We start from the raw sequence: 24,033 nt of genomic DNA, 5'->3' as shown, positions 1-24,033 counted from the left end.
ATATACGGAAACTGACGCAACGTACGGACATGGCCGGGCGCACGAGGCACCGGATTCCGGCCACACGCTAGCGGCAGCACTCCGGTTTATCCACACGCAGGACAAAGGTCGCACGAAGTGATGTCGTAGCTATTGGCTAGCCGTCAAAAGAGGGCTAGCTTCATCGGCGCCAGCCATCGATGGAGGGCTGGCTTCCTCCGCACTGTTGAGGTATACGCCGTAGCCGTGACCGACGATGGGTGGATGTACTCATGCGGCTGACTCCGCATCAAACGCCGCCAACCGTACGAGGGTTGGGCAGACCAAGACATAGATCCCGGCGCCGCGCCTGGGCGGCCGCCCTGGCCGCCGGAGCCGTCGCCGCCGGAGTCCTCACGGGCCCCGCCGCGACCGCGCGCCCCTTTCCGGAACCGCTCCCTGACGCGGAGCAGATGAAGACAACGATGTCACGCGCGCTCCCCGCTCCCCCGGGCAGCGCGACCGTCCGTGTGCTCGCCTTCTACGGCTCGGCGGCCGGTGGCGAGGAGTCCCCGGTCGTCGACGCGGCCATCGCCGCCATCGAGAAGATCGGCCAATCAGGCCCGGCCGAGCAGCGGTTCACGGTGACGGCCACCGACGACCCGGCCGTGTTCACCAACGCCAAGAAGCTCGGCAAGTTCAACGCGGTGACGTTCGTGACCGGCGGCGGCGACGTCCTCGACGCCGAGCAGGAGGCGGGCCTTGAGGCCTACATGGAGGCCGGTGGCGGCTTCCTCGGCCTGCACGACGCGGCCCGCGCCGAGCCGTACTCGTCCTGGTTCACCGGTCTCGTCGGCGCCCGCCCCAAGGACGCGAGCCCCACGACGGCGCAGCGCGCGACCGTCGAGGTCGGCGACCGCGAGAACCCCGCCACCAAGGACCTGCCGCTGGAGTGGAAGCGCCCCGACAAGTGGCTGAACTGGGAGACGAACCCGTCGGGCGACGTGCACACCGTGGCCCGCGTGCGCGAGTCGACGTACAAGCCGGGCGAGGGCGCGAACGGCTGGGACCACCCGGTGTCGTGGTGCCGTGACTACGACGGCGGCCGGTCCTTCTACACCGGCATGGGCGGCACGGCGGACGCCTACGACGAGGCGGACTTCCGCGGCCACCTGCGCGGCGCCCTGCTGTGGACGACCCGCATCGCGCGCGCCGACTGCAAGGCGACCATCAACGCGAACTACAAGGCCGAGCGCCTGACCCAGCCCAACAAGCCGGGCCAGAACGACCAGATCGGCGAGCCGCACGGCCTGGTCACGGCCCCCGACGGCCGGGTGTTCTACATCGGCCGCGGCGGCGCCGACTCCTCGCAGCCCGTGATCACCGACTGGAACAACCCCGACATCGGCAAGGGCAAGGGCGAGATCCACGTCTACGACCCGAAGACCAAGAAGTCGACCCTGGCCGGGGCGCTGTCGGTCTTCGGCAACAAGGGCGGCGGCGGTGAGCTGATCAAGGTCGAGGAGGGTCTGCTCGGCATCGAGCTGGACCCGAGGTTCGAGCAGAACGGGTGGGTGTATCTGCACTACACGCCGCACTCGCAGCTCAATCGCGACACGCACATGGCGCAGCGGTACGTCTCCCGCTTCACCCTCGACCAGGCCACCGGCAAGCTGGACATGGCCAGCGAGAAGGTGCTGCTCAAGTGGCCTGTACAGGTGCACAGTTGCTGCCACTCGGGCGGCGGGATGGCCTGGGACTCCAAGGGCAACCTGTACATCGCGACGGGTGACAACAACTCCTCCGGCTTCAGCGACGGCTACTCGGGCAACAACCCGCAGCCGAACTTCAAGGGCGTCTCCTTCGCCGACGCCCGCCGCACCGCGGGCAACACCAACAACCTCAACGGCAAGATCCTGCGCATCCACCCGGAGCCCGACGGCACGTACACACTGCCCGACGGCAACCTCTTCACCGGCGAGGAGCCGGACGAGGGCGGCGGCAAGACGCGCGGCGAGATCTATGTGATGGGGGTCAGGAACCCCGCCCGCATCTTCGTCGACAAGAAGACCGACACCCTGTACGCGGGCTGGGTCGGCCCCGACGCCGGTCAGCCGTCGACGACCTGGGGTCCGGCCAAGTACGACACGTTCGCGGCCATCACGCACGCCTCCAACCGAGGCTGGCCGTACTGCATGGGCAACAACCAGCCCTACCGCGACCGCAATCTGCCGGACCCGAGCAAGCCGCTCGGCTGGTACGACTGCAAGAACCTGCGCAACGAGTCGCCCAACAACGACGGCCTGGTGAAGATCCCGCCGGCCGAGCCGAACACCATCTGGTACTCGCCGCAGGGCGGCGGCATCGACTACCCGCGCGACGCGAACGGCGTGCCGAGCTACAAGCCGGAGGAGCAGAAGCAGCTCCTGCCGTGGCTCAAGGGCGGCGGCCAGGCCACGATGAACGGCCCGGTCTACCGCTACGACGCGGCGAGCGCGAGCGCCGACAAGTGGCCGTCGTACTGGGACGGCAAGTGGTTCGTCGGGGACTTCTACGACGGCGACCAGCCGCGGCACGCGGTGCTCACCGACCCCAAGACGGTCGGCAAGGGCGGTCTGCCGGTGCACGCCGAATCGCTCCGGAAGATCATCCCGGTGGGCAACGACAACATCAAGAACCTGATGGACTGGAAGTTCGCCCCGGACGGTTCGCTGTACGTCCTGGACTACGGGCGCGGCTTCTTCACCTCGGACGCCAAGTCGGCGCTGTGGCGGGTCACTTACAAGGGCGGCGCGGCCACTCCGGCGGCGACGGACCTGGCGAGGAAGGCGGCACGATGAGATCCGCTCACCGGGGCAGGGTCTGGACGGCCCTGCTCGCCGCGCTCCTCATGGCGGTCGGTCTGACGTCGGCGGCCAGCGCGCGGCCCGACAACACCGGGCTCGCCGCGGCGCAGCAGACGCTCACCTGGACCGCCGACAACGACATCACCAAGTACAAGTCCGCGCCGACGACGGCGGTCGCGGGCAGGACGACGATCGTCTTCGAGAACAGCGTGGCCACCGGCAACACCACCGGCATGCCGCACACGTTGACGTTCGACGTCTCCGACCCGGAGTACAACAACGACGTCCCGCTGAACATCCTCGCCAACCCGGGCGACGACCAGGGCGGCAAGCACACGGCCGAGGTCACCCTCAAGCCGGGCCGCTACCGCTACTACTGCACCATCCCCGGCCACGGCGCGATGCAGGGCATCATCGTCGTGACCGAGGGCGGCGGCGAGGACACCACCGCCCCGGAGACGAAGGCGAAGGTGGACGGCGCGACCAACTCCGACGGCGCGTACGTCGGTTCGGCGACGGTGTCCGTGACGGCGACCGACGAGGGTTCGGGCGTCGAGAAGACCGAGTACGCGGTCGGGGCCGACGGCGCCTGGCAGCCGTACACGACGCCCGTCGTCGTGAACACGGTCGGCACCCACAAGATCCGCTATCGGGCGTCCGACAAGGCGGGCAACGTGGCGGCGGAGAAGGCCGTCGACTTCAAGGTGGTCGCGCCGCCGACGGACGACAAGACGCCGCCGGAGACCTCCGCGACGGTCAGCGGCGAGCAGAACGGCCAGGGCCAGTACCTCGGCATGGCGACGGTCACGGTGACGGCGTCCGACGCGGGCTCGGGCCTCAACAAGGTCGAGTACGCGGTCGGCGACGGCGCCTGGCAGCCGTACACGACCCCGGTGATGGTCCACGAGGTGGGCAGCCACAAGGTCCGCTACCGCGCCTCGGACAAGGCCGGGAACGTGGCTCCGGAGAAGTCGGTCGAGTTCACGGTGGTCGCGCCGCCCACCGAGGACAAGACGCCGCCGGAGACGTCGGCGAAGGTCGACGGCGACAAGAACTCGGACGGCGCCTACATCGGCAAGGCCAAGGTGACGGTCACCGCGACCGACTCCGGCTCGGGTGTGGACAAGGTCGAGTACTCCCTGGACGGCGGCCCGTACGTGGCGTACGCCGCGCCCGTCGTCGTCGACCGCGTCGGGCGGCACACCGTGGCGTACCGGGCGAGCGACCAGGCGGGCAACACCGCGCCCGCGAAGTCGGTGGCGTTCACCGTCGACGAGGGCGGCGGGGTCCCCGGGCCCAACTGCCCCGAGTACGACGAGCGGTTGACGGTGTTCGTCGGCACGGTCGACACGGGTATCCCGAACCGGGTCACCAACAACCGCTGCCGGATCGGCGAGTTGATCGAGGACGAGAAGGACTGGTCGTCGCACGCGCTGTTCCTCAAGCACGTGAAGACCGTCACGGACCGCCTCAAGAAGGCCGCCGAAATCGACCAGCGCGAGTACAAGAAGATCAACAACGCGGCGAAGCGGTCGGGCATCGGCAAGCCCGGCCAGACCGAGGGCTACCGTCCGCTCTTCGACGGCACCCAGAAGTCCTTCGCCAAGTGGCAGCATGTGGGCGGCGGTTCGTTCGGCCTGAACACCGACGGTTCGATGACGTCGGGGACGACGAAGAACGGGCTCGGCATGCTGTGGTTCCCCGAGCGCAAGTACGGGGACTTCTCGCTGAAGCTCCAGTGGCGCGACGACGCCCCGGCCGCCGGGAACGCCAACTCCGGTGTGTTCGTGCGCTTCCCGCAGGTCCACGACCACCCGGAGGAGTCACGTCCGGAGTGGGTCGCCATCAAGTACGGCCACGAGGTGCAGGTGCTCGACCGTCCTGACGGCGACATGTACAAGACCGGTTCGGTGTACGGCTTCGACCGCGTCGGTCTCGCGGGCGCGGGCGTGACACCCAAGGGCACCTGGAACGACTACGAGATCCGCGTGGTCGACCAGCGCTACTCGGTCTACCGCAACGGTGTCCTGCTGAACGAGTTCGACAACACCGGCGGTCAGCTCTTCGAGCCGCCGCGCGGCGACGACCCCGGCACGGACGGCCGCCGCTTCGCGTCCGGGTACGTCGGCCTCCAGGTCCACGGCGTCACGGACGTGGTGTCGTACCGGGACATCCGGATCAAGGAGCTGTAGGCGACCAGCCCTGAACGGGGAGCTGGAGCGGGTTCAGTCGTCGTGCTTCGCACGGCTCGGCTGGACCCGCTTCGGCTCTCCCGGCATCTTCGGGTACTCCGGCGGATAGGGCAGGTCGCCGAGGCCGTGGTCGCGCTCGTCGCGGTCGGCCTGTTCGAGCAGCCCCTCCAGCGAGAAGGCGTGCTCGTCCATGTCCTCGTGTACGTCGCCGACCTCGGCGAAGCGGCCGGGCATGGTGCCGATGTCGAAGTCGGTGGGCACGGCGTCGTCGATCTCGTCCCAGCGCAGCGGTGCGGAGACGGGGGCGCCCGGGCGGGCGCGCACCGAGTAGGCGGAGGCGATGGTGCGGTCCCGGGCGGTCTGGTTGAAGTCGACGAAGATGCGCTCGCCGCGCTCCTCCTTCCACCAGGCGGTGGTCACCGCGTCCGGATGGCGCCGCTCCAGTTCCCGGCCGCAGGCGATGGCGGCGCGCCGCACCTCGACGAACGTCCAGCGGGGCGCGATGGGCACGAAGACGTGGATGCCGCGCCCGCCCGAGGTCTTGGGCCAGCCGCGAAGGCCGAAGTCGCCGAGGACTTCCCTGAGTCCGTGGGCGGCGCGGACGGCGTCGGCGTAGTCGGTGCCCGGCTGCGGGTCCAAGTCGATGCGCAGTTCGTCGGGGTGGTCGGGCTCGGCGCGGCGGACCGGCCAGGGGTGGAAGGTGAAGGTGCCGAACTGGGCGGCCCAGACGACGGCGGCGACCTCGGTGGGGCAGATCTCGTCGGCGGTGCGGCCGCTGGGGAAGGTGATGGTGCCGGTGGGGATCCAGTCGGGCAGGTTCTTGGGGGCACGCTTCTGGTAGAAGTGCTCGCCGCCGAGGCCCTCCGGGTAGCGCTCCAGGGTGGTCGGCCGGTCGCGCAGGGCCCGCAGGATGCCGTCACCGACGGCGATGAAGTACTCGGCGAGGTCCCGCTTGGTGAAGCCGCGCTCGGGGAACAGCACGCGGTCGGGGCTGGAGAGCCGCACCTGCCGCCCGCCAGCCGTCAGCTCCACCGCCGCTCCGGCGCCCATGCGAGCCACGGTAGCCGCGCCCGGCAAATGCCGCATACCGGGCGATATCGACCGCCGCGCCGCAGAATCGGAGCATGGATCTCCCGGTGATGCCGCCCGTGAAGCCCATGCTCGCCAAGTCCGTGGCGCGGATTCCGCCCGGCATGCAGTACGAGGCGAAGTGGGACGGGTTCCGTGCGGTCGTTTTCCGGGACGGCTCCGAAGTGGAACTGGGCAGCCGCAGTGGCAAGACGCTGACCAGGTACTTTCCCGAGCTGGTCGAAGCCCTGCGGGAGCGGTTGCCGCAGCGGTGCGTGCTGGACGGCGAGATCGTCATCGCGCGCGGGGGGCGGCTCGAATTCGACGCCCTCACCGAGCGCATCCATCCCGCCGCGTCCCGGGTGCGGCTGCTCGCCGAGCGCACCCCGGCGTCCTTCGTCGCCTTCGACCTGCTCGCCCTCTTCGACGAGTCCCTGCTCGACGTCGCCCTCACCGACCGCCGCGCACTTCTGACCAGGGCCCTTGAGGGTGTGAGCGCGCCCGTGCACCTGGCTCCCGCCACCCTCGACCGGGAGGTCGCCGAGCGGTGGTTCGAGGAGTTCGAGGGCGCCGGGCTCGACGGGGTCATCGCCAAGCCGCTGGACCTGCGGTACCGGCAGAACGAACGCCTCATGTACAAGATCAAGCACGAGCGGACGGCGGACTGCGTCGTCGCGGGCTTCCGCTTCCACAAGAGCGGGCCCGTGGTGGGGTCGCTGCTGCTCGGCCTGTACGACGACGGGGGGACGTTGCAGCACGTCGGGGTGTGCGCGGCCTTCGCCATGAAGCGGCGGGCCGAGCTGATGGCGGAGCTGGAGCCGCTGCGGATGGAGTCCGTGGCGGGGCATCCGTGGGCCGCGTGGACCGAGGAGTCCGCCCACGAGGGGGCGCGGCTGCCAGGGGCGGTGAGCCGGTGGACCGGGAAGAAGGATCTGTCCTGGGTACCGTTGCGGCCGGAGCGGGTGTGCGAGGTCGCCTACGACCACATGGAGAACGGGGCGCGATTCCGGCACACCGCCCAGTTCCGGGCCTGGCGCCCGGACCGCACGCCCGACTCCTGCACGTACGCCCAGCTGGAGGAGCCCGCCGGATACGACCTGACCGAGGTCCTCGGCTCACCCCCGGCCTAGCCGGGGCCCGCACACCCCCCGCACCCCGCGCGCCCGCACCCCCGGGCCAGTCGCACCCTGCTGCCCGGCCACCCCACGCGCCCCACAGTCACGGGCGAGCGGGAGAGAACCCGCCGCGGTAGCGGTGGGCACCCCCACGCCCCCGCAGACGAAATCGCGCCAACGTCGCCCCGCGCGCCCCACACCGCTTCCGGCGCCCCGCCGGCAACCGTAAGCTCCGCCCCCGACAACCGAGTTACCGACGGTAAGGGGGACGGGTATGGGGCACACGGAGCCGCACGCAGGCGCCCAGGGAACGAGCACCCGCAGGGCTTTCGTCGCACGGACGGCGACCGTCGGCGGCGCGGCCGCGCTGGGGGTGGGCCTCGGGGCGCTCCCGGCCCCGGCCCACGCCGCCGACGCGGGGCCCAGGGCCAGTCGGCGCGTCGCCGTGCTCGGCGGCGGCGTCGCGGGCCTGACCGCCGCCCACGAGCTGGTGGAACGCGGCTTCGCCGTCACCGTGTACGAGCGCCGGGCCCTGGGCGGCAAGGCGCGCAGCATGGACGTACCGAACAGCGCGAAGGGGAATCGCAAGCCGCTTCCCGGGGAGCACGGCTTCCGGTTCATTCCGGGGATCTATCACAACCTGCCGGACACCATGCGGCGCATCCCCTTCCCCGGGAACAAGAACGGCGTCTGGGACAACCTCGTCAGCCCGCCCGAGATGAGCTTCGCCCGCTCCGGCGGCCGCGAGGACATCCGGCTGCCGATCCCCCAGCACACGGGCGACCCGGCGGAGCTCACCAAGGACGACATCGCCCGCGCCCTCACCGCCCTGCTTGACACGGCGACCAGCATCCCCGGCCATGAGGTCGCGTACTTCGTGAACCGCGCGCTGGTGTTCCTCACGAGCTGCGACGAGCGCCGCGACGACGACTGGGAGTCGACGCCGTGGTGGGAGTTCGTGCGGGCCGAGCAGATGTCGAAGGACTACCAGCGGGTCCTGGCGATCGGCGTGACCCGCAACATCGTGGCGACGAAGGCGGAGGAGGCCAGCACCCGCACGGTCGGCACGCTCGGCGAGGCGTTCGTGTTCAACGCGCTCGGGCGGGGCGGGGACGGCCCGCCGGACCGCATTCTGAACGCGCCGACGAACGAGGCGTGGATCGACCCGTGGGTGACGCATCTCAAGGCGCTGGGCGTGGAGTTCCACATCGGCTGGACGGTCCGCGAGCTGGCGTACGGCGGCGGCCGGATCACGAAGACGGTCGTCGAGAACCCTGACGGCAAGCGCGAGGACGTCGTCGCCGACCACTACGTACAGGCCATGCCGGTCGAGCACGCCCGCCGCACCTGGAGCCGTGAACTCAAGGCGGCGGACCCGCAGTTGGCGCGCTGCGACAAGCTCAAGACGGACTGGATGACGGGCATCCAGTTCTATCTGACGGAACGCCCCGACGTCGTCGAGGGCCACTTCAACTGCATCGACTCGCCCTGGTCGCTGACCGGCATCGCGCAGGCCGCGCACTGGAAGGGCCGCGACTTCCCCGCGGACTACGGCGACGGCACGGCGGTGGACTGTCTGTCGGTGGACATCTCCGAGTGGGACAAGCCGGGGATCCTGTACGGCAAGACGGCCAAGCAGTGCACGCGCGACGAGGTGGCCCGCGAGGTGTGGGCGCAGCTCAAGGCGTCCCTCAACGACACCGGCAAGACGGCCCTGAGCGACGCCAAGCTGCACTCGTGGTTCCTCGACCCGGGCGTCGACGGCATCGGCGGCCCGAACCCGACCAACGAGGACGAGCTCCTGATCCACCCGGTGGGCACCCTGCACAACCGCCCGTCGGCCGCGACGAAGATCCCGAACCTGTTCCTCGCGGGCGACTACGTGGCCGTCGCCATCGACCTCGCCACCATGGAGGGCGCCAACGCCGCCGCCCGGCAGGCCGTCAACGCCCTACTCGACCGGGTGGGCTCGGACCACGAGCGGTGCGAGGTGACGCCGATGTACCGCGCTCCGGAGATCGAGGGCCTCAAGCGCCACGACCGCTTCCGGTACCGGCTCGGGCTGCCCAATCTCCTCGATCTGGGGTGACCCGCGCCCACGATCCGGGCTGAGCGCCCCCCTGCGGGGTACATCCCCGGCATGACACGGCAAGCACAGGGACGCGTGCGGGGGCTGGTACGGGTGCGGGCGGGGGTACGCGGGTGGCGCGCGGCGACGGCGGTGACGGTGCTCGCCGCCCTCGCCGCGGGCTGCACGCTGGAGACGGATCGGGACGGCGACGGGAAGCGGTCCGGCTCCGGGGACGGCCGCGTACTCGCCGTGAAGATCGACAACGTCGGTCCGGCGCGCCCGCAGACGGGCCTGGACGCGGCGGACGTCGTGTACGCGGAGCAGGTGGAGGCGGGGCTCAGCCGGTTGCTGGCGGTGTACGCGACCAAGCTGCCGCCCGTCGTCGGCCCGGTGCGCAGCGCCCGCGAGACGGACCTGGACCTGCTTCGCCAGTTCGACCGCCCGGCGCTCGCGTTCTCCGGCGCGCAGTCCAAGCTCCTGCCGCTGATCGACCGGGCGCCGGTGCGGCCGCTGCCGCCGGGCAGGGCCCCCGGGAGCGCGTACTACCGGGGCGACGACAAGCCCGCGCCGCACAACCTCTATCTGCGGCCCGCCGCGCTCGGCGTCCGGCCGCAGGCGAGCGGCCTGGACAGCACCGGCTTCACGTTCGGCCCGCGCCCGGCGGGCGGCAAGCCGGAGACCCGGCGCACGGTCCGCTTCCCGTCGGCGCGCTTCGCGTTCACCTGGGTCGAGTACGAGGGCCGCTGGCACATCGCGATGGACGGCACCCCGGCCCGCACCCCGGCGGGCAAGGCACTGACCGCCGCGACGGTGGTGGTCCAGCGCGTCGACATCCGTGACTCGCGCTTCCACGACCGCTCCGGCAACACCTCGCCGCTGACCCGCACGGTCGGCGAGGGCACGGCGCAGGTGCTGCGCGACGGCCGGTCCTACGAGGCGCGCTGGGAGCGCGGGGCCGCGGACGACGGGACGGAGTTCACGACGCCCGGGGGCAAGCCGCTGCCGTTCGCGAAGGGGCCGGTGTGGGTGGTGTTCACGAAGGCGTGACGGTCTCGGCCAGCGGGTCGCGCAGGCGCTCCGCCGCGTCGGCGACCCGCTGGATCAGGCCGAGGAACACCGTCCGTTCGTCGTCGGCCAGCGGCGCGAGGAGCACTTCGTTCATGCGGGCCGCCCGCACCGTCAGCCTGCGGTGGACGCGCCGGCCCTCGGCCGTGGGGCGCAGCAGGGCGCGGCGGCCGTCCTGCGGGTCGCGGACCTTGTCGAGCAGGTCCTTGCGGGTCAGCCTGCCGACGACGTCGGCGACCGTGGAGCGGTCGAGGCGCACCCGTTCGCCCACGCCGCGCTGGTCGAGTCCCGGTTCGGCGACGAGCGCGTTGAGGACCGCGAACTGCGGCGAGGTGATCTCCTCGGAGACCATCGCGTTCCACAGCAGGTGATGCGCCTGCTGCAGGCGCCGGGCCAGGTGTCCCGGGTGGGTGCTCAGGTCCACCGCGGCCATGGCTGCTCCTCACGCGTGCCGGTGCGCCCGCGCCCGTCGGGTCGCGGGGAATTCGTCGGTGCACTGAACGATAGCCGGTCCGACGGTGCCTTGACGGCTTCCTGCACGGGTGGGAGCGTGAGCCGAGGTCCACAGAGACAGTCAGTGTGCTGATGAACTTCGCGTGCTGAAGTCCGGCGCGGGGCGCGGGCGTTGCGGCGAGCGCGCGGGCGCGGGGTTCCGGCACGCGGCACGGGAGAGACGAGGCCGGCCCGGATGGACAAGGTGGTCGCTTCGGCCGCGGACGCGGTGGCCGACATCGCCGACGGCGCGTCCCTGGCCGTCGGCGGGTTCGGGCTCGGCGGCGTGCCGACGGTACTCATCGCGGCACTGCACGCCCGCGGCGTCACCGGCCTGCGTGTCGTCTCCAACAACTGCGGCGCCCTGGACACGGGGCTCGCGGTGCTCCTCGCGGCGGGCCGCGTCGCGCGCGTCACGGGCTCGTACATCGGCGCCAACAAGGAGTTCGCGCGCCAGTACCTGGCCGGGGAGCTGGACGTCGAGCTGATCCCGCAGGGCACGCTCGCCGAGCGGCTGCGGGCCGGGGGCTGCGGCATCCCCGCGTTCTACACCCCGGCCGGGGTCGGCACACAGGTCGCCGAGGGCGGTCTGCCGGTGCGGTACGACGGCCGGGGCGGGGTCGCGGCGGCGTCGCCGCCCAAGGAGGTCCGGGAGTTCGACGGCGTCCCGTACGTCCTGGAGCACGCCATCCGCACGGACTTCGCGCTGGTACGGGCGGCGCGGGGCGACCGGCACGGGAACCTCGTGTTCGCCAAGTCCAGCCGGAACTTCAACCCCCTTGCCGCGATGGCCGGGCGGGTGACGGTCGCGGAGGTGGAGGAGCTGGTGGAGCCCGGCGTGCTCGACCCGGACGCGGTGCATCTGCCGGGCGTCTTCGTGCGGCGGGTGGTGGCGCTGAGCCCGGAAGAAGCCGTGGCCAAGGGTGTGGAGAACCGGACGGTGAGCGCGGACGGTCCCGGGCGGCGTGCGGCGGACGGTCCGGAGTCGCGCGCGACGGGCGGTGCGTCCTGATGCCCTGGACCCGCGAGCAGGTGGCCGCCCGTGCGGCGCGCGAGCTGCGCGACGGCCAGTACGTGAACCTCGGCATCGGCCTGCCCACCCTCATCCCCAACCACCTGCCGCCCGGCGTGCAGGTCGTCCTCCAGTCCGAGAACGGCATCCTCGGCGTCGGCCCCTACCCGACGGCCGACGCGGTGGACCCCGACCTGATCAACGCGGGCAAGGAGACGGTGACCGTGCTGCCGGGGGCCGCGTACTTCGACTCCGCGCTGTCCTTCGGGATGATCCGCGGCGGCCACATCGACGTGGCGGTACTCGGCGCGATGCAGGTGTCCGCACGCGGGGACCTCGCCAACTGGGCGGTCCCCGGCAGGCTCGTCACCGGCATCGGCGGCGCGATGGACCTCGTGCACGGCGCCCGCACGGTCATCGTGACGATGACGCACACCGCCAAGGACGGCTCCCCGAAGATCGTCGAGGAGTGCGACCTGCCGCTGACCGGCCGGGCCTGCGTCCACCGCGTCATCACCGACCTCGCGGTCCTCGACGTCACGGACGACGGGCTCGAACTCGTCGAGTGCGCGCCGGGCGTCGGCGTGGACGAGGTCGTCGCGAAGACAGCGGCGCAGCTGACCGTACGCATCCCGGGGGCACGCCCCAGCGACACGCCCCACGCCCCCGTTCCCCACCCTCCAGGGAGGAGCAGCCGGACATGACCCCCTTACCGCTGCCGGACGGCCTGACCCAGCAGGAAATGGACGCGGAACTGGCCAAGGCCGAGGAGGCGGCGCGGGCGCCGGCCGCGCCGACGGCCCCGTACCACCCGCCGATCGCCTACCCGCCGTACCGCAGCACCCACCACCGCACCCCCCACGCCCCCCTCGTCGCCGTCCGCGACCCGGAGGCCGTGGAGCTGACCGGCCCGGTGTTCGGCGGGACCGACGTCACCGCGCTCGACCACGATCTGACGCGGCAGCACGCGGGGGAGCCGATCGGCGAGCGGATCACGGTCACCGGGCGCGTCCTGGACCGGCGGGGGCGGCCGGTCCGCGGTCAGCTGGTGGAGCTGTGGCAGGCCAACTCGGCGGGCCGGTACGCGCACCGGCTCGACCAGCACCTGGCGCCGCTCGACCCGAACTTCACGGGCTTCGGCCGCTGTCTGACGGACGACGACGGCACGTACTCCTTCACCACCGTCCGGCCGGGCGCCTACCCCTGGCGCAACCACATCAACGCGTGGCGCCCCGCTCACCTGCACTTCTCGTTCTTCGGCACGGCGTTCACCCAGCGCCTCGTGACGCAGATGTACTTCCCCGGGGACCCGCTCCTGCCGCACGACCCGGTCCTGCACTCGGTCACCGACGAGGCGGCGCGGGCGCGGCTCGTGGCCGCGTACGACCACGGCCTCTCGGTACCCGAGTGGTCGCTCGGCTACCGCTGGGACGTCGTCCTGGACGGCCCGTCCGCCACGCTCACGGAGGAGGACCACGCCCGGTGACGCCCCTTCACGCCCCCACGCCCTCCCAGACCATCGGCCCCTTCTACGGCAACGCGCTGCCCTTCGCCGACGGCGGCGAGATCGCGCCCCGCGCCCACCCGGACGCGATCACGCTCCACGGGTACGTGTACGACGGCGCCGCCGAACCCGTCCCGGACGCCCTCGTGGAGATCTGGCAGCCCGCACCGGACGGCTCCCGCGCGGGCGCGCACGGGTCGCTGCGGCGCGATCCGGCGACGGGGCGCGCGGCGGGCCGCGACGGGGTGACCTTCACGGGCTTCGGCCGCGTGCCCACGGACGCGGACGGCCACTGGGCCGTCCGCACGCTCCCCCCGGGCGGCGTGCCCTACCTCTCGGTCGCCCTCTTCGCCCGCGGCCTCCTCCACCACCTGTACACCCGCGCCTACTTGCGCGACGAACCGGCCGACCGCCTCCTCGCCTCCCTGGACGCGGGGCGCCGCGCCACGCTCCTCGCCCTGCCCGAGCCGCCGCGCGCGTACCGCTTCGACATGCGCCTTCAGGGGGAGGGCGAGACGGTGTTCTTGGGGTTTTCGTGAGCGACGACGGCCCCGACGTCGTCAGCCTCCCCCTCGACGTCGGGCTGCTGGCGCCCGGGCGGGCCGGGTCCCCCGCCGAGGAGGCGACCGGTGACCTGGCGTTCCTCCAGGCCCTGCTGGACGCGGAGGCGGCGCTGACGCGGGCACAGGCGGCGGTGGGCATGGCCCCGGCCGAGGCGGCGGCCGCCGTGACCGCAGCCGCCGACGCCGCCCGCTTCGACGCGCGCGGCCTCGCGGTGCGGGCCCGTGCGGGCGGCAATCCGGTGATCCCGCTGGTGGCCGACCTGACGGCGGCGGTGCCTCCGGAGGCGGCGCCGTACGTCCACCGGGGCGCGACCAGCCAGGACATCCTGGACACGGCGACGATGCTGGTGGCGGCGCGGACGCTGGACCTGCTCCGGCCCGATCTGGCGTGCCTGGAGCGGGAGTTGACCCGCCTGGCCCGCACCCACCGGGACACGGTGATGGCGGGCCGCACCCTCACCCAGCACGCGGCGCCGACGACGTTCGGCCTGAAGGCGGCCGGGTGGCGGGCGCTGGCGCTGGACGCGCGGGACCGGGTGGTGGGGGTGCGGGGGGCGCTGCCGGTGCAGTGGGGCGGGGCGGTGGGGACGTTGGCGGTGGTGGCGGCGTACAGGGCTGACGGGGCTGACGGGGCTGACGGGGCTGACGGCCCGCACGATCCCGAACTGACGCTCCGTCTCCTCTCCGCGTACGCCCAGGAGTTGGGTTTGGCCGACCCCGACCTGCCGTGGCACACGCTGCGTACCCCCGTAGCGGACCTCGCCGGGGCGCTCGCCCTCACCGCCGGGGCACTCGGCAAACTCGCCGCCGACGTCCTCACGCTCTCCCGCACGGAGATCGGCGAGGTCTCCGAGGGCACCGGCGGCCCCTCCTCGGCGATGCCGCACAAGGCGAACCCGGTCCGCGCCACCCTGATCGCCGCCGCGGCCCAGCGCGCCCCCGCGCTCGCCGCCACGCTGTACGCCTCGCTGCCCGCCGCCGACGAACGCCCGCCCGGCGCCTGGCACGCCGAGTGGGAGCCGCTGCGGGACCTGTTGCGGCTGGTCGGAGGGGCGACGCGGGACGCGGTCGAGCTGTGCGCGGGCCTCCGCGTCCATCCGAGCGCGATGCGCTCCAACCTCGGCCTCACCAAGGGCCTGATCACCTCCGAGCGCGTCACCGCGGCGCTGGCACCGACGCTCGGCCGGAAGGGGGCGGCCGACCTGGTGGCCTCGGCGGCGAGGCGGGTCCGGGAGCGGGGCGAGACGCTCGCGGACGCGCTGACCGCCGAACTGGCCGCACGGCCGCCCGTCCCCCGCCTCAAGCTCACCGGAGCCGACTTGGCCGACCTCACCGACCCCGCCCGCTGGACCGGCCGCGCCGCGGCCCTCACCGACCGCGCCCTGGAACGACGTTGACCCGGAACACCGGAACACATGCCGAACACCCCACCGAGCGAACGTTTTTCCTTCCCTCGGGCGAGTGACAAGGCGCGTCGGAGCCCACCCCGTGGGCAGGCTGTGAGCCCCACACCGGCACGGCTCGTGGAGGCCGAGATGAGACGCATCCGCATCGCCACCCTGACCGCCTTAGTGATCGTCGCGGCCGGGGCGGGCGTCACCGCCGCGCAGGGCATCGACACGAACAAGCCAGACAATCCAGGGAAGTCAGACACGTCGGCGGAGCAGCGCGAAGCGGCTCCCAGGGCCGCGCACACCCAGCACCAGGGCATCGCTCAGAACATCCCGCCGGGCCTCGAGGGCTTCGCCTCCGTGACGTGCCCGCAGGGCACGGTGGTCACCGGCGGTGGCGCGAGCACCAGCGGCGAGAGCACCTACGTGACCTCCTCGACGCCCTCCGGCGCGTCCTGGTTCGCGACCGCCAAGAACACGACCGGCTCCAATCAGAGCGTGACCGCCTGGGTCATCTGCACGGCCGCCTGACCGGTTGACCCCACCGGCCCGTGGCGGGTGGCTGTCCGCGCGCCCGCCACACCGGAATCACCTCCCGCGTCGCCCCTTCGCACGTGAGACGGCGCACATTGTCACCGTCAAGTCACCCCCGTGACACATCCGTAGCCTAAGTTTCCACTTGACCATGGAGCTTCGCGCACGGAGGTGAGCACGTGTCCCGAGCGGGCGGACGCCGCGCACTTCACCGGGTGCCCACCGCCCTGGCCACCGTGCTCCTGATCGTCCTCCAGTGCTTCGCCCCGGCCCCGGGGGCCCACGCGACCGCCGGGACGGGCCAACCGGTCGCCTACACGGCGTGCGGCGACGGCGAACCGGCCGGCGCCGGGCCGGCCCTCGAACACATCCGGGTCCGGGCCCGCCCGCACGCGTGCCCCGTCACCGACGGCCGCGTCACCCCGGCCGCCCCCGTGGCACAGGACGTGCCCGCCCCGCCGCACCGCCCGCGCGTCGTCGCGTACGACGAGAGCAGACCCGCGGGCAGCGAACTCCCGGCCCTGCTCCAGGTCTTCCGCTGCTGATCGGCGCCCGTCACCAGCGCCCGCGCCCCCAGAGAGCCCGCACCCGCGGCCTCTCCGCGTCGCCGTGACGACCTGCGCCGATCCATGTCACACCGAGCACCGACACGCCCCCGTGGCGCTCAGGAGTCATTCCCCCATGCAGCCTTTTCTCGACCGTTCCCTTCTCCGTGCCCGTTCGCTGTTAAAGGTCTCCGGAGACCGGCAGCACGATCTCGTCGCCTCCGTCGTGGTCTTCCTCGTCGCACTCCCCCTGTGCGTGGGTGTCGCCGTCGCATCCGGCGTACCCGCCGAACTCGGGCTGATCACCGGCATCGTCGGTGGTCTCGTCACCGGGCTGCTGCCGGGCAGCAGCCTCCAGGTCAGCGGCCCGGCCGCCGGTCTGACCGTCCTCGTGTACGAGGCCGTGCGGGAGTTCGGACTCCCCGCGCTCGGCGCGCTGGTGCTCGCCGCGGGCCTGCTCCAGCTGGCCATGGGCGCGCTGCGGCTCGGCCGGTTCTTCCGCGCGATATCCGTCGCCGTCGTCGAGGGCATGCTCGCCGGGATCGGGCTCGTCCTGATCGCCGGGCAGCTGTACGCGATGGCGGACCAGGAGGCCCCCGCGAGCGGGCTCGCGAAGATCGGAGGGCTGCCCGAGCTGCTCGCCGACACCTTCGGCTCGGGCCGCGCTCTCGCCGCGCTGGCGCTCGGCTCCGGCACCGTCGCGGTCCTGCTCCTGTGGCGCAGGCTGCCCGGCTTCCTGGGCACGATCCCCGCGCCGCTGGCGGCCGTCGCCCTGGCCACCGGCGCCTCGCTGCTGTTCTCGATGCCGGTCGCGACCGTCGAGGTGCAGGGCCTGATCGACGCCGTGCAGCCGCCCGGCACCGGCGCGTTCGGTGAGCTCCTGGGCCTCGGCGCGATCGGCACGGTCCTCGCGTTCGCGCTGATCGCGTCCGCGGAGAGCCTGTTCAGCGCGGCCGCCGTGGACCGCCTGCACGACGGCCCGCGCACCGACTACGACAAGGAGCTGGTCGCGCAGGGCGCGGGCAACACGGTGTGCGGGCTCCTCGGCGCGCTCCCGATGACCGCGGTGATCGTCCGCAGCGCCGCCAACGTGCAGGCCGGTGCGCGCACGAAGGCCTCGCGCGTCCTGCACGGCGTGTGGCTGCTGCTGTTCGCGGCCCTGCTGCCCGCCGCGCTCGGCCTCATCCCGGTCGCCGCGCTCGCGGGCGTCCTGGTGCACGCGGGCTGCAAGCTGGTGCCCGTACGGCAGTTGGCGGGGCTGTGGCGCGAGCACCGGGGCGAGGCGGTCGTCCTGGTGGTGACGGCCGTCGCGATCGTGTCGGTGAGCATGTTCGAGGGTGTGCTCATCGGCCTCGCGCTGGCGATCGTCAAGACGGCGTGGGAGACCTCCCACGTGCACGTCGACGTCGTCGACAAGGGCGCGGGCCCCATCCGCGCCCACCTGTCGGGCAACGCCACCTTCCTGCGGCTGCCGAAGATCCTCGACGCCCTGGAGGCACTCCCCCAGGACCGCCCGATCGAGCTGGACCTGACGGACCTGCGCCACCTCGACCACGCCTGCCGCACCTCCCTGGAGAACTGGGCGGCGCGGCACAGCGCGGAGGGCACGGAACCGGTGCGGGTGGCTTCGGGGGTGTGATCCTCAGGGCGGCGCCCGCGCCGGTTCCGGACTCCCGGGGCAGCGCGGGCGCCGGTTCCGGGCTCCCTGGGCGGCGCGGGCGTCCGGTGCCGAGCTCCCTGGGCGGCGCGGGCGTCCGGTGCCGGACTTCCCGTGCCGGTCGCCGGGCGTGCGCCCCGGAGTCAGCGCGCCCCGTACACCGGCTGTGGCGGCTCGGCCCTGGAGAGCAGCTTCAGGGCCGCTTCGCCCGCCTCGGCGGCGCCCGCGCCGGTTCCGGACTCCCGGGGCAGCGCGGACGCCGGTGCCGGGCTCCCTCGGCGGCGCGGGCGTCCGGTGCCGGACTTCCCGTGCCGGTCGCCGGGCGTGCGCCCCGGAGTCAGCGCGCCCCGTACACCGGCTGTGGCGGCTCGGCCCTGGAGAGCAGCTTCAGGGCCGCTTCGCCCGCCTCGGCGGCGCCCGCGCCGGTTCCGGGCTCCCGGGGCAGCGCGGGCGTCCGGTGCCGAGCTCCCTGGGCGGCGCGGGCGTCCGGTGCCGGACTTCCCGTGCCGGTCGCCGGGCGTGCGCCCCGGAGTCAGCGCGCCCCGTACACCGGCTGTGGCGGCTCGGCCCTGGAGAGCAGCTTCAGGGCCGCTTCGCCCGCCTCGGCGGCGCCCCACCGTGCCCCCTTGTCGGCGCTCGGGCCGGGGCGCCAGCCCTCCATGACGGTGATGCGGCCCGCCTCGGCCTCGAAGACGCGGCCCGTGACCCCGGCGGAGGCCTCCGAGCCGAGCCAGACGACCAGCGGGGACACGTTCTCCGGGGCCATCGCGTCGAAACCGCCGTCTACGGGGGCGGCCATCGTGTCGGCGAAGGTCCGCTCGGTCATCCGGGTCCGCGCGGCGGGCGCGATGGCGTTCACGCGCACTCCGTAGGCGGCGAGTTCCGCGGAGGCGACCAGGGTGAGCCCGAGGATCGCGGCCTTGGCGGCGCTGTAGTTGCCCTGTCCGACGCTGCCCGACAGGCCTGCTCCGGATGAGGTGTTGACGACACACGCGCGGGGCTCGCGCCCGGCCTTGCACTCGGTCCGCCAGTGTGCGGCCGCGTGCTTCAGGGGCAGGAAGTGTCCCTTCAGGTGGACGCGTACGACGGCGTCCCAGTCGTCCTCGTCGAGGTTCACGAGCATCCGGTCGCGCAGGAACCCGGCGTTGTTCACGAGGGTGTCCAGGCGTCCGTACGTCTCCAGGGCGGTGGTGACGAGGGAGGCGGCGCCGTCCGGGGTGGCGATGTCCCCGTAGTGCGCGATCGCCTCGCCGCCCGCCGCGCGGATCTCCTCGACGACGCCCTGCGCGGGGTCCCCGGAGGCGCCGGAGCCGTCGAGACCCGCCCCCAGGTCGTTGACGACGACGCGGGCGCCCTCGGCGGCGTACGCGCGCGCGTGCGCACGTCCCAGGCCGCGGCCCCCACCGGTGACGATCACGACGCGCCTCGCGCAGATCCCTGGTCCGGGCTCGGGGTCAAGTCCTGGCCCTGGTCCTGGTCCTGGCCCACTGTCAGCGCTCATGCCGAACTCCCTTTCAGCCGTGGTTCACGGAGGCCGCGTCGAGGAACGCGGGCCGCTCGCCGCCGCCGTGCAGGTGCAGGGCGGCGCCGCTGACGTACCGCGCGGCGTCGGAGGCGAGGAAGACGCAGGCGTCCCCGACGTCGGCCGGGTCGGCGAGGCGGCCGAGCGGGACCGTGCGGCCCACCGCCGCGACGCCGTCCTCGTCGCCGTAGTGCAGATGGGAACTCTCGGTGCGGGTGAGGCCGAGCACGACGGTGTTCACACGCACGTGCGGCGCCCACTCGACGGCCATGGTGCGCGCCAGGTTCTCCAGGCCCGCCTTGGCGGCGCCGTAGGCGCCGGAGCCGGGCGAGGGGCGGGTGCCGCTGACGCTGCCGATCATGACGATGGCGCCGCCGGTGTCCTGACGGCGCATCACCTCGTAGGCGGCGAGGGAGGCATAGAGCGGGGACAGCAGGTTCAGCTCGACGATCTTCGTCTGGCGGGCGGCGGACGTCTCGGCGAGCAGCCCGAAGGGCGTGCCGCCCGCGTTGTTCACCAGGACGTCGATCCCGCCGTGGTCGGCCGCCACCTCGGCGAAGAAGTCGGTGGCCGCCGCCGCGTCGCGCACGTCGAGGGCACGGAACTCGGCCTCGACGCCCGCCACTTCGACGGGCGCGGCGGGTGGCCTGCGGGCGCAGATCACGACGCGCGCCCCGGCGGCCAGGAAGCGGCGGGCGATGCCGGCGCCGACGCCGCGGGTGCCGCCGGTGACCACGACCATCTGTCCCTTGTCAGTCATGGCTGCTACCTTTCGAAGGCAACTAACAAATGTTTGGTTGAGAGCTCTGGTTGAAAGGTAGCGGATCCTCTGATGCCTGTCTCCACCTCGGTTCCGGACGGGGGCGTGGCCGTCGTCACCGTCGACTACGCACCGGTCAACGCCCTGCCCGTGCGGGGTTGGTACGACCTCGCGGACGCGGTGCGGGCCGCGGGCCGCGACCCCGGCGTCCGCTGCGTCGTGCTCGCCGCGGCGGGCCGGGGGTTCAACGCGGGCGTGGACATCAAGGAGTTGCAGCGCGACCCCGGCCACGCCGCGCTGCTCGGCGCCAACCACGGGTGCTACGAGGCGTTCTCGGCGGTGTACGCCTGCGAGGTCCCGGTCGTCGCCGCCGTACAGGGCTTCTGCCTCGGCGGCGGCATCGGCCTGGTGGGCAACGCGGACGCGATCGTGGCGAGCGACGACGCCACGTTCGGCCTTCCGGAGCTGGACCGCGGCGCGCTGGGCGCCGCGACCCATCTGGCCCGCCTGGTGCCCCAGCACCTGATGCGCGCGCTGTACTACACCTCGCGCACGGCCACCGCCGCCGAACTGCACGCCCACGGCTCGGTGTGGCGGGTGGTCCCGCGCGCGGAGCTGCACGCGGCGGCCCTGGACCTGGCCCACGAGATCGCCCGCAAGGACGGCACGCTGCTGCGCCTGGCCAAGGCCGCGATCAACGGCATCGACCCGGTCGACGTGCACCGCAGCTACCGCTTCGAGCAGGGCTTCACGTTCGAGGCGAACCTGAGCGGCCTGGCGGACCGCGTCCGTGCGGACTTCGGCAGCACGGGCTTCGGCGGCACGGGCTTCGAAGGCAAGGGCCCGGACAGCGACGGCAGCGAGGGCTTAGGTACCGAGGACGTCCGCGGCAAGGAGAAGGAGGGGGACCGGGCATGAGCGGCAAGGTCATGACGCCCGACGCGATCGTGGGGCGCCTGGAGAGCGGCATGACGCTCGGCATCGGCGGCTGGGGCTCGCGCCGCAAGCCGATGGCGCTGGTGAGGGCGCTGCTGCGCTCGGACGTCACGGACCTGACGGTGGTGGCGTACGGCGGCCCCGACGTGGGGCTGCTCGCCGCGGCGGGCCGGATCCGCAGGCTGGTCACGGCGTTCGTGACGCTCGACTCGATCCCCCTGGAGCCGCACTTCCGCGCGGCCCGCGAGCGCGGCGCCTTCGAACTCGTCGAGCTGGACGAGGCGATGTTCATGCAGGGCCTGACGGCGGGCGCCCAGCGGCTGCCGTTCCTGCCGATCCGCGCGGGCCTCGGCTCGGACGTGCTGCGCGTCAACCCGTCGCTGCGGACGGTCACTTCGCCTTACGCGGACGGGGAGGAGCTGGTGGCGGTGCCCGCGTTGCGCATGGACGCCGCCCTGGTCCACCTGAACCGCGCGGACGCCCTGGGCAACGGCCAGTATCTGGGCCCCGATCCATACTTCGACGACTTGTTCTGCGAGGCGGCCGACACGGCGTACATGACGTGCGAGCGGATCGTCGACACGGCCGAGCTGACCCGGGACGCAGCGCCGCAGACGCTGCTCGTCTCCCGGCACGCGGTGACGGGCGTGGCCGAGACGCCCAGGGGCGCGCACTTCACGTCGTGCGTGCCGGACTACGGCCGTGACGAGGCGTTCCAGAAGGAGTACGCGACCGCCGCGCGCACCCCGGGGACCTGGGGGGACTTCAGCGCCCGCTTCCTCTCCGGCACCGGCGAGGAGGACTACCACCTGGCCGTCGAGGCCTGGCACAAGGAGCAGCGATGACGGCGACGACAGCGCCCTCGACGGTCTCCCGCGCCGAGTACTGCGTGGTCGCCTGCGCCGAGGCCTGGCGCGGCGACGGCGAGGTGCTCGCCTCGCCCATGGGCACGGTCCCGTCGATCGCGGCGCGCCTGGCCAGGCTGACGTTCGCGCCCGACCTGCTCCTCACCGACGGCGAGGCCCTGCTGACCGGGGACGTGCCCGCGGTCGGGGCGCGGTCCGCGGTGACGGAGGGCTGGCTGCCGTACCGCCGCCATCTGACGATGGTGATGGGCGGCCGACGGCACGTGATGATGGGCGCGAGCCAGATCGACCGCTTCGGCAACCAGAACATCAGCTGCGTCGGCGACTGGCGCCGCCCGACCCGCCAGCTTCTCGGCGTTCGCGGCGCCCCCGTCAACACCCTCAACAACCCGGTCAGTTACTGGATCCCCCGGCACTCCCCGCGCGTGTTCGTCGAGCGGGTCGACATGATCTGCGGGGTCGGGTACGACAGTGCGGCCGCGGCGGGCCCGTCGGCGACGCGCTTCCACGAGCTGCGCCGCGTGGTCTCGGACCTGGGGGTCTTCGACTTCGCGACACCGGACCACGCGATGCGGGTGGTGAGTCTCCACCCCGGGGTGACACCCGACGAGCTCCACGAAGCCACGGGATTTCCGTTGCAGGTGCCCCTCGCGACCCCCCGCACCCGCACCCCGTCCCCCCACGAACTCCACCTGATCCGCGCCGTGGTGGACCCGTCCGGCCTGCGCGAGCGGGAGGTGCGGACACGGTGACGGCACCCGGCCCGCACACGGCCCTGACCCGCCTCGCCGGGGTGCGGCACCCGATCGTGCAGACCGGCATGGGGTGGGTGGCGGGCCCGCGCCTGGTGTCGGCGGTGGCGAACGCGGGCGCGCTCGGCGTCCTCGCCTCGGCGACGATGACACCGGAGCGACTGCGGGCGGCGGTGCGGGAGGTCAGGTCCCGTACGGAGGAGCCGTTCGGCGTGAACCTGCGGGCGGACGCGGGGGACGCGCGCGAGCGGGTGCGGATCATGGTCGAGGAGGGCGTACGGGTGGCGTCGTTCGCGCTGGCCCCGTCGAAGGACCTGATGGCGGAGCTGAAGGACGGCGGCGTCCTCGTGATCCCGTCCGTGGGGGCGCGGCGGCACGCGGAGAAGGTCGCGGCGTGGGGCGCGGACGCGGTCCTCGTGCAGGGCGGCGAGGGCGGCGGCCACACCGGCGACGTGGCCACGACGGTGCTGCTGCCCCAGGTCGTGGACGCCGTGGACATCCCGGTGATCGCGGCGGGCGGCTTCCACGACGGCCGGGGCCTGGTCGCGGCGCTCGCCTACGGCGCGGCGGGCGTAGCGATGGGCACGCGCTTCCTGCTCACCGCGGAGTCGACGGTGCCGGACGCGGTGAAGGCCCGCTATCTCGCGGCGACGACCAAGGACATCACGGTCACCACCCGCGTGGACGGCCTGCCCCACCGCATGCTCCGCACGGACCTGGTGGCCGCCCTGGAGCGCGCGGGCCCCCTGCGTTCCCTGACCCGCGCGGTACGCCACGCGGCGGCGTTCCGCCGCGTCTCCGGCACGACCTGGCCCCAGCTGATCCGCGACGGCCTGGCCATGAAGCACGGCAAGGACCTCACCTGGAGCCAGGTCCTCCTGGCGGCGAACACTCCCATGATGCTCAAGTCCGCCCTGGTGGACGGCGATCCGGACCAGGGCCTGATGGCATCGGGCCAGGTGGCGGGCTTGATAGGGGACGTGCCGACGTGCGCGGAGCTGGTGGGGAGGATGGTGCGGGAGGCAAAGGAGACGGTGCGGGGGTTGGGCGTCGGGTGGACGGAGGAGGCAGCGGGCTGATCGGACGGGGCGTGGTGGTGGGCCGGGCGCGGTGGTGGGCCGCGCCCGGCATCGGGACGCTCCCGGCCACGACATCAACCACCGAGCAGCGCCTCAGCTCCGGCT

21 protein-coding genes are annotated in these 24,033 nt (G+C 73.0%); 17 read left to right on the top strand and 4 right to left on the bottom strand.

All coding sequences use genetic code 11. The features are described 5' to 3' along the window. The first annotated feature begins 251 nt into the window (after positions 1 to 251). Positions 252 to 2,798, top strand: a complete 2,547-nt coding sequence (locus IE274_RS25395; RefSeq protein ID WP_372447003.1) for a ThuA domain-containing protein — start codon at positions 252 to 254, stop codon at positions 2,796 to 2,798. Further along, complete coding sequence (locus tag IE274_RS25390; RefSeq protein WP_190118203.1) at positions 2,795 to 4,996, top strand: OmpL47-type beta-barrel domain-containing protein; 2,202 nt, start codon at positions 2,795 to 2,797, stop codon at positions 4,994 to 4,996. Before IE274_RS25395 ends, IE274_RS25390 begins: the two co-directional genes overlap by 4 nt. Positions 4,997 to 5,029: 33 nt before the next feature. On the opposite strand, the gene ligD is transcribed toward IE274_RS25390, so the two are convergent. Then, a complete protein-coding gene (gene ligD / locus IE274_RS25385; protein WP_190118202.1) occupies positions 5,030 to 6,046 on the bottom strand; it encodes a non-homologous end-joining DNA ligase in 1,017 nt (338 codons plus the stop codon). A 74-nt stretch (positions 6,047 to 6,120) separates the two neighbouring features. On the opposite strand from ligD, the gene IE274_RS25380 reads away from it, so the two are divergent. The 3 genes from IE274_RS25380 (at position 6,121) to IE274_RS25370 (ending at position 10,297) form a co-directional block, all read left to right on the top strand. Then, complete coding sequence (locus IE274_RS25380; protein ID WP_190118201.1) at positions 6,121 to 7,194, top strand: ATP-dependent DNA ligase; 1,074 nt, start codon at positions 6,121 to 6,123, stop codon at positions 7,192 to 7,194. Between the two features lie 259 nt (positions 7,195 to 7,453). Beyond that, a complete protein-coding gene (locus tag IE274_RS25375) occupies positions 7,454 to 9,268 on the top strand; it encodes a hydroxysqualene dehydroxylase (RefSeq protein ID WP_190118200.1) in 1,815 nt (604 codons plus the stop codon). Between the two features lie 51 nt (positions 9,269 to 9,319). Beyond that, positions 9,320 to 10,297, top strand: coding sequence for a DUF3048 domain-containing protein (locus tag IE274_RS25370; RefSeq protein ID WP_190118199.1), 978 nt, complete (start codon positions 9,320 to 9,322; stop codon positions 10,295 to 10,297). Here IE274_RS25370 and IE274_RS25365 read toward each other — a convergent pair. Next, a complete protein-coding gene (locus tag IE274_RS25365) occupies positions 10,284 to 10,748 on the bottom strand; it encodes a MarR family winged helix-turn-helix transcriptional regulator (RefSeq protein ID WP_190118198.1) in 465 nt (154 codons plus the stop codon). The genes IE274_RS25370 and IE274_RS25365 overlap by 14 nt on opposite strands. A 255-nt stretch (positions 10,749 to 11,003) precedes the next feature. Here IE274_RS25365 and IE274_RS25360 point away from each other — a divergent pair, with 255 nt between their 5' ends. From IE274_RS25360 to IE274_RS25325, 8 genes are all read left to right on the top strand, one after another. After that, the gene (locus IE274_RS25360) at positions 11,004 to 11,819 is read left to right on the top strand and encodes a CoA transferase subunit A (protein ID WP_190118197.1); all 816 of its coding nucleotides are present in this window, start codon (positions 11,004 to 11,006) and stop codon (positions 11,817 to 11,819) included. Beyond that, positions 11,819 to 12,523 (top strand): CoA transferase subunit B, encoded by a 705-nt coding sequence (locus IE274_RS25355; RefSeq protein ID WP_190118196.1) that lies wholly within the window; start codon positions 11,819 to 11,821, stop codon positions 12,521 to 12,523. The genes IE274_RS25360 and IE274_RS25355 overlap by 1 nt, the downstream gene beginning before the upstream one ends. After that, positions 12,520 to 13,305 carry a protocatechuate 3,4-dioxygenase subunit beta gene (gene pcaH / locus IE274_RS25350; protein ID WP_190118195.1) on the top strand — a complete coding sequence of 262 codons (786 nt, stop codon included), beginning with the start codon at positions 12,520 to 12,522 and terminating at the stop codon, positions 13,303 to 13,305. Before IE274_RS25355 ends, pcaH begins: the two co-directional genes overlap by 4 nt. Continuing rightward, positions 13,302 to 13,862, top strand: coding sequence for a protocatechuate 3,4-dioxygenase subunit alpha (gene pcaG / locus IE274_RS25345; RefSeq protein ID WP_190118194.1), 561 nt, complete (start codon positions 13,302 to 13,304; stop codon positions 13,860 to 13,862). The genes pcaH and pcaG overlap by 4 nt, the downstream gene beginning before the upstream one ends. After that, entirely contained in the window at positions 13,859 to 15,283 is a 1,425-nt protein-coding gene (gene pcaB / locus IE274_RS25340) for a 3-carboxy-cis,cis-muconate cycloisomerase (protein WP_190118193.1), read from the top strand. The genes pcaG and pcaB overlap by 4 nt, the downstream gene beginning before the upstream one ends. 138 nt (positions 15,284 to 15,421) lie before the next feature. After that, the gene (locus IE274_RS25335) at positions 15,422 to 15,808 is read left to right on the top strand and encodes a hypothetical protein (protein WP_190118192.1); all 387 of its coding nucleotides are present in this window, start codon (positions 15,422 to 15,424) and stop codon (positions 15,806 to 15,808) included. A 218-nt stretch (positions 15,809 to 16,026) separates the two neighbouring features. Continuing rightward, positions 16,027 to 16,356, top strand: a complete 330-nt coding sequence (locus IE274_RS25330; RefSeq protein WP_190118191.1) for a hypothetical protein — start codon at positions 16,027 to 16,029, stop codon at positions 16,354 to 16,356. A 136-nt stretch (positions 16,357 to 16,492) separates the two neighbouring features. Then, on the top strand, positions 16,493 to 17,995 hold the full coding sequence (locus IE274_RS25325; protein WP_229909801.1) for a SulP family inorganic anion transporter: 1,503 nt from the start codon (positions 16,493 to 16,495) through the stop codon (positions 17,993 to 17,995). 550 nt (positions 17,996 to 18,545) lie between these two features. Here the strand turns inward: IE274_RS25325 and IE274_RS25320 are convergent. Further along, positions 18,546 to 19,514, bottom strand: coding sequence for an SDR family oxidoreductase (locus tag IE274_RS25320; RefSeq protein WP_190118190.1), 969 nt, complete (start codon positions 19,512 to 19,514; stop codon positions 18,546 to 18,548). A 13-nt stretch (positions 19,515 to 19,527) separates the two neighbouring features. Next, positions 19,528 to 20,295, bottom strand: coding sequence for an SDR family oxidoreductase (locus tag IE274_RS25315; RefSeq protein ID WP_190118189.1), 768 nt, complete (start codon positions 20,293 to 20,295; stop codon positions 19,528 to 19,530). A 72-nt stretch (positions 20,296 to 20,367) separates the two neighbouring features. Here IE274_RS25315 and IE274_RS25310 point away from each other — a divergent pair, with 72 nt between their 5' ends. The 4 genes from IE274_RS25310 to IE274_RS25295 are packed head-to-tail and all read left to right on the top strand — an operon-like array spanning position 20,368 to position 23,928. Continuing rightward, entirely contained in the window at positions 20,368 to 21,213 is an 846-nt protein-coding gene (locus IE274_RS25310; protein ID WP_190118188.1) for an enoyl-CoA hydratase family protein, read from the top strand. Further along, on the top strand, positions 21,210 to 22,076 hold the full coding sequence (locus IE274_RS25305; protein WP_190118187.1) for a CoA transferase subunit A: 867 nt from the start codon (positions 21,210 to 21,212) through the stop codon (positions 22,074 to 22,076). Before IE274_RS25310 ends, IE274_RS25305 begins: the two co-directional genes overlap by 4 nt. After that, complete coding sequence (locus IE274_RS25300) at positions 22,073 to 22,849, top strand: CoA-transferase subunit beta (protein ID WP_190118186.1); 777 nt, start codon at positions 22,073 to 22,075, stop codon at positions 22,847 to 22,849. The genes IE274_RS25305 and IE274_RS25300 overlap by 4 nt, the downstream gene beginning before the upstream one ends. Continuing rightward, positions 22,846 to 23,928: an NAD(P)H-dependent flavin oxidoreductase gene (locus IE274_RS25295; RefSeq protein ID WP_190118185.1), complete on the top strand. Its 1,083-nt coding sequence runs from the start codon at positions 22,846 to 22,848 to the stop codon at positions 23,926 to 23,928. Before IE274_RS25300 ends, IE274_RS25295 begins: the two co-directional genes overlap by 4 nt. The last annotated feature ends 105 nt before the right edge of the window (positions 23,929 to 24,033 follow it).

This window comes from Streptomyces flavofungini, from assembly GCF_014650815.1.
Classification (GTDB): Bacteria; Actinomycetota; Actinomycetes; order Streptomycetales; family Streptomycetaceae; genus Streptomyces; species Streptomyces flavofungini.
This window is presented reverse-complemented; position numbering and strand designations above follow the sequence as displayed.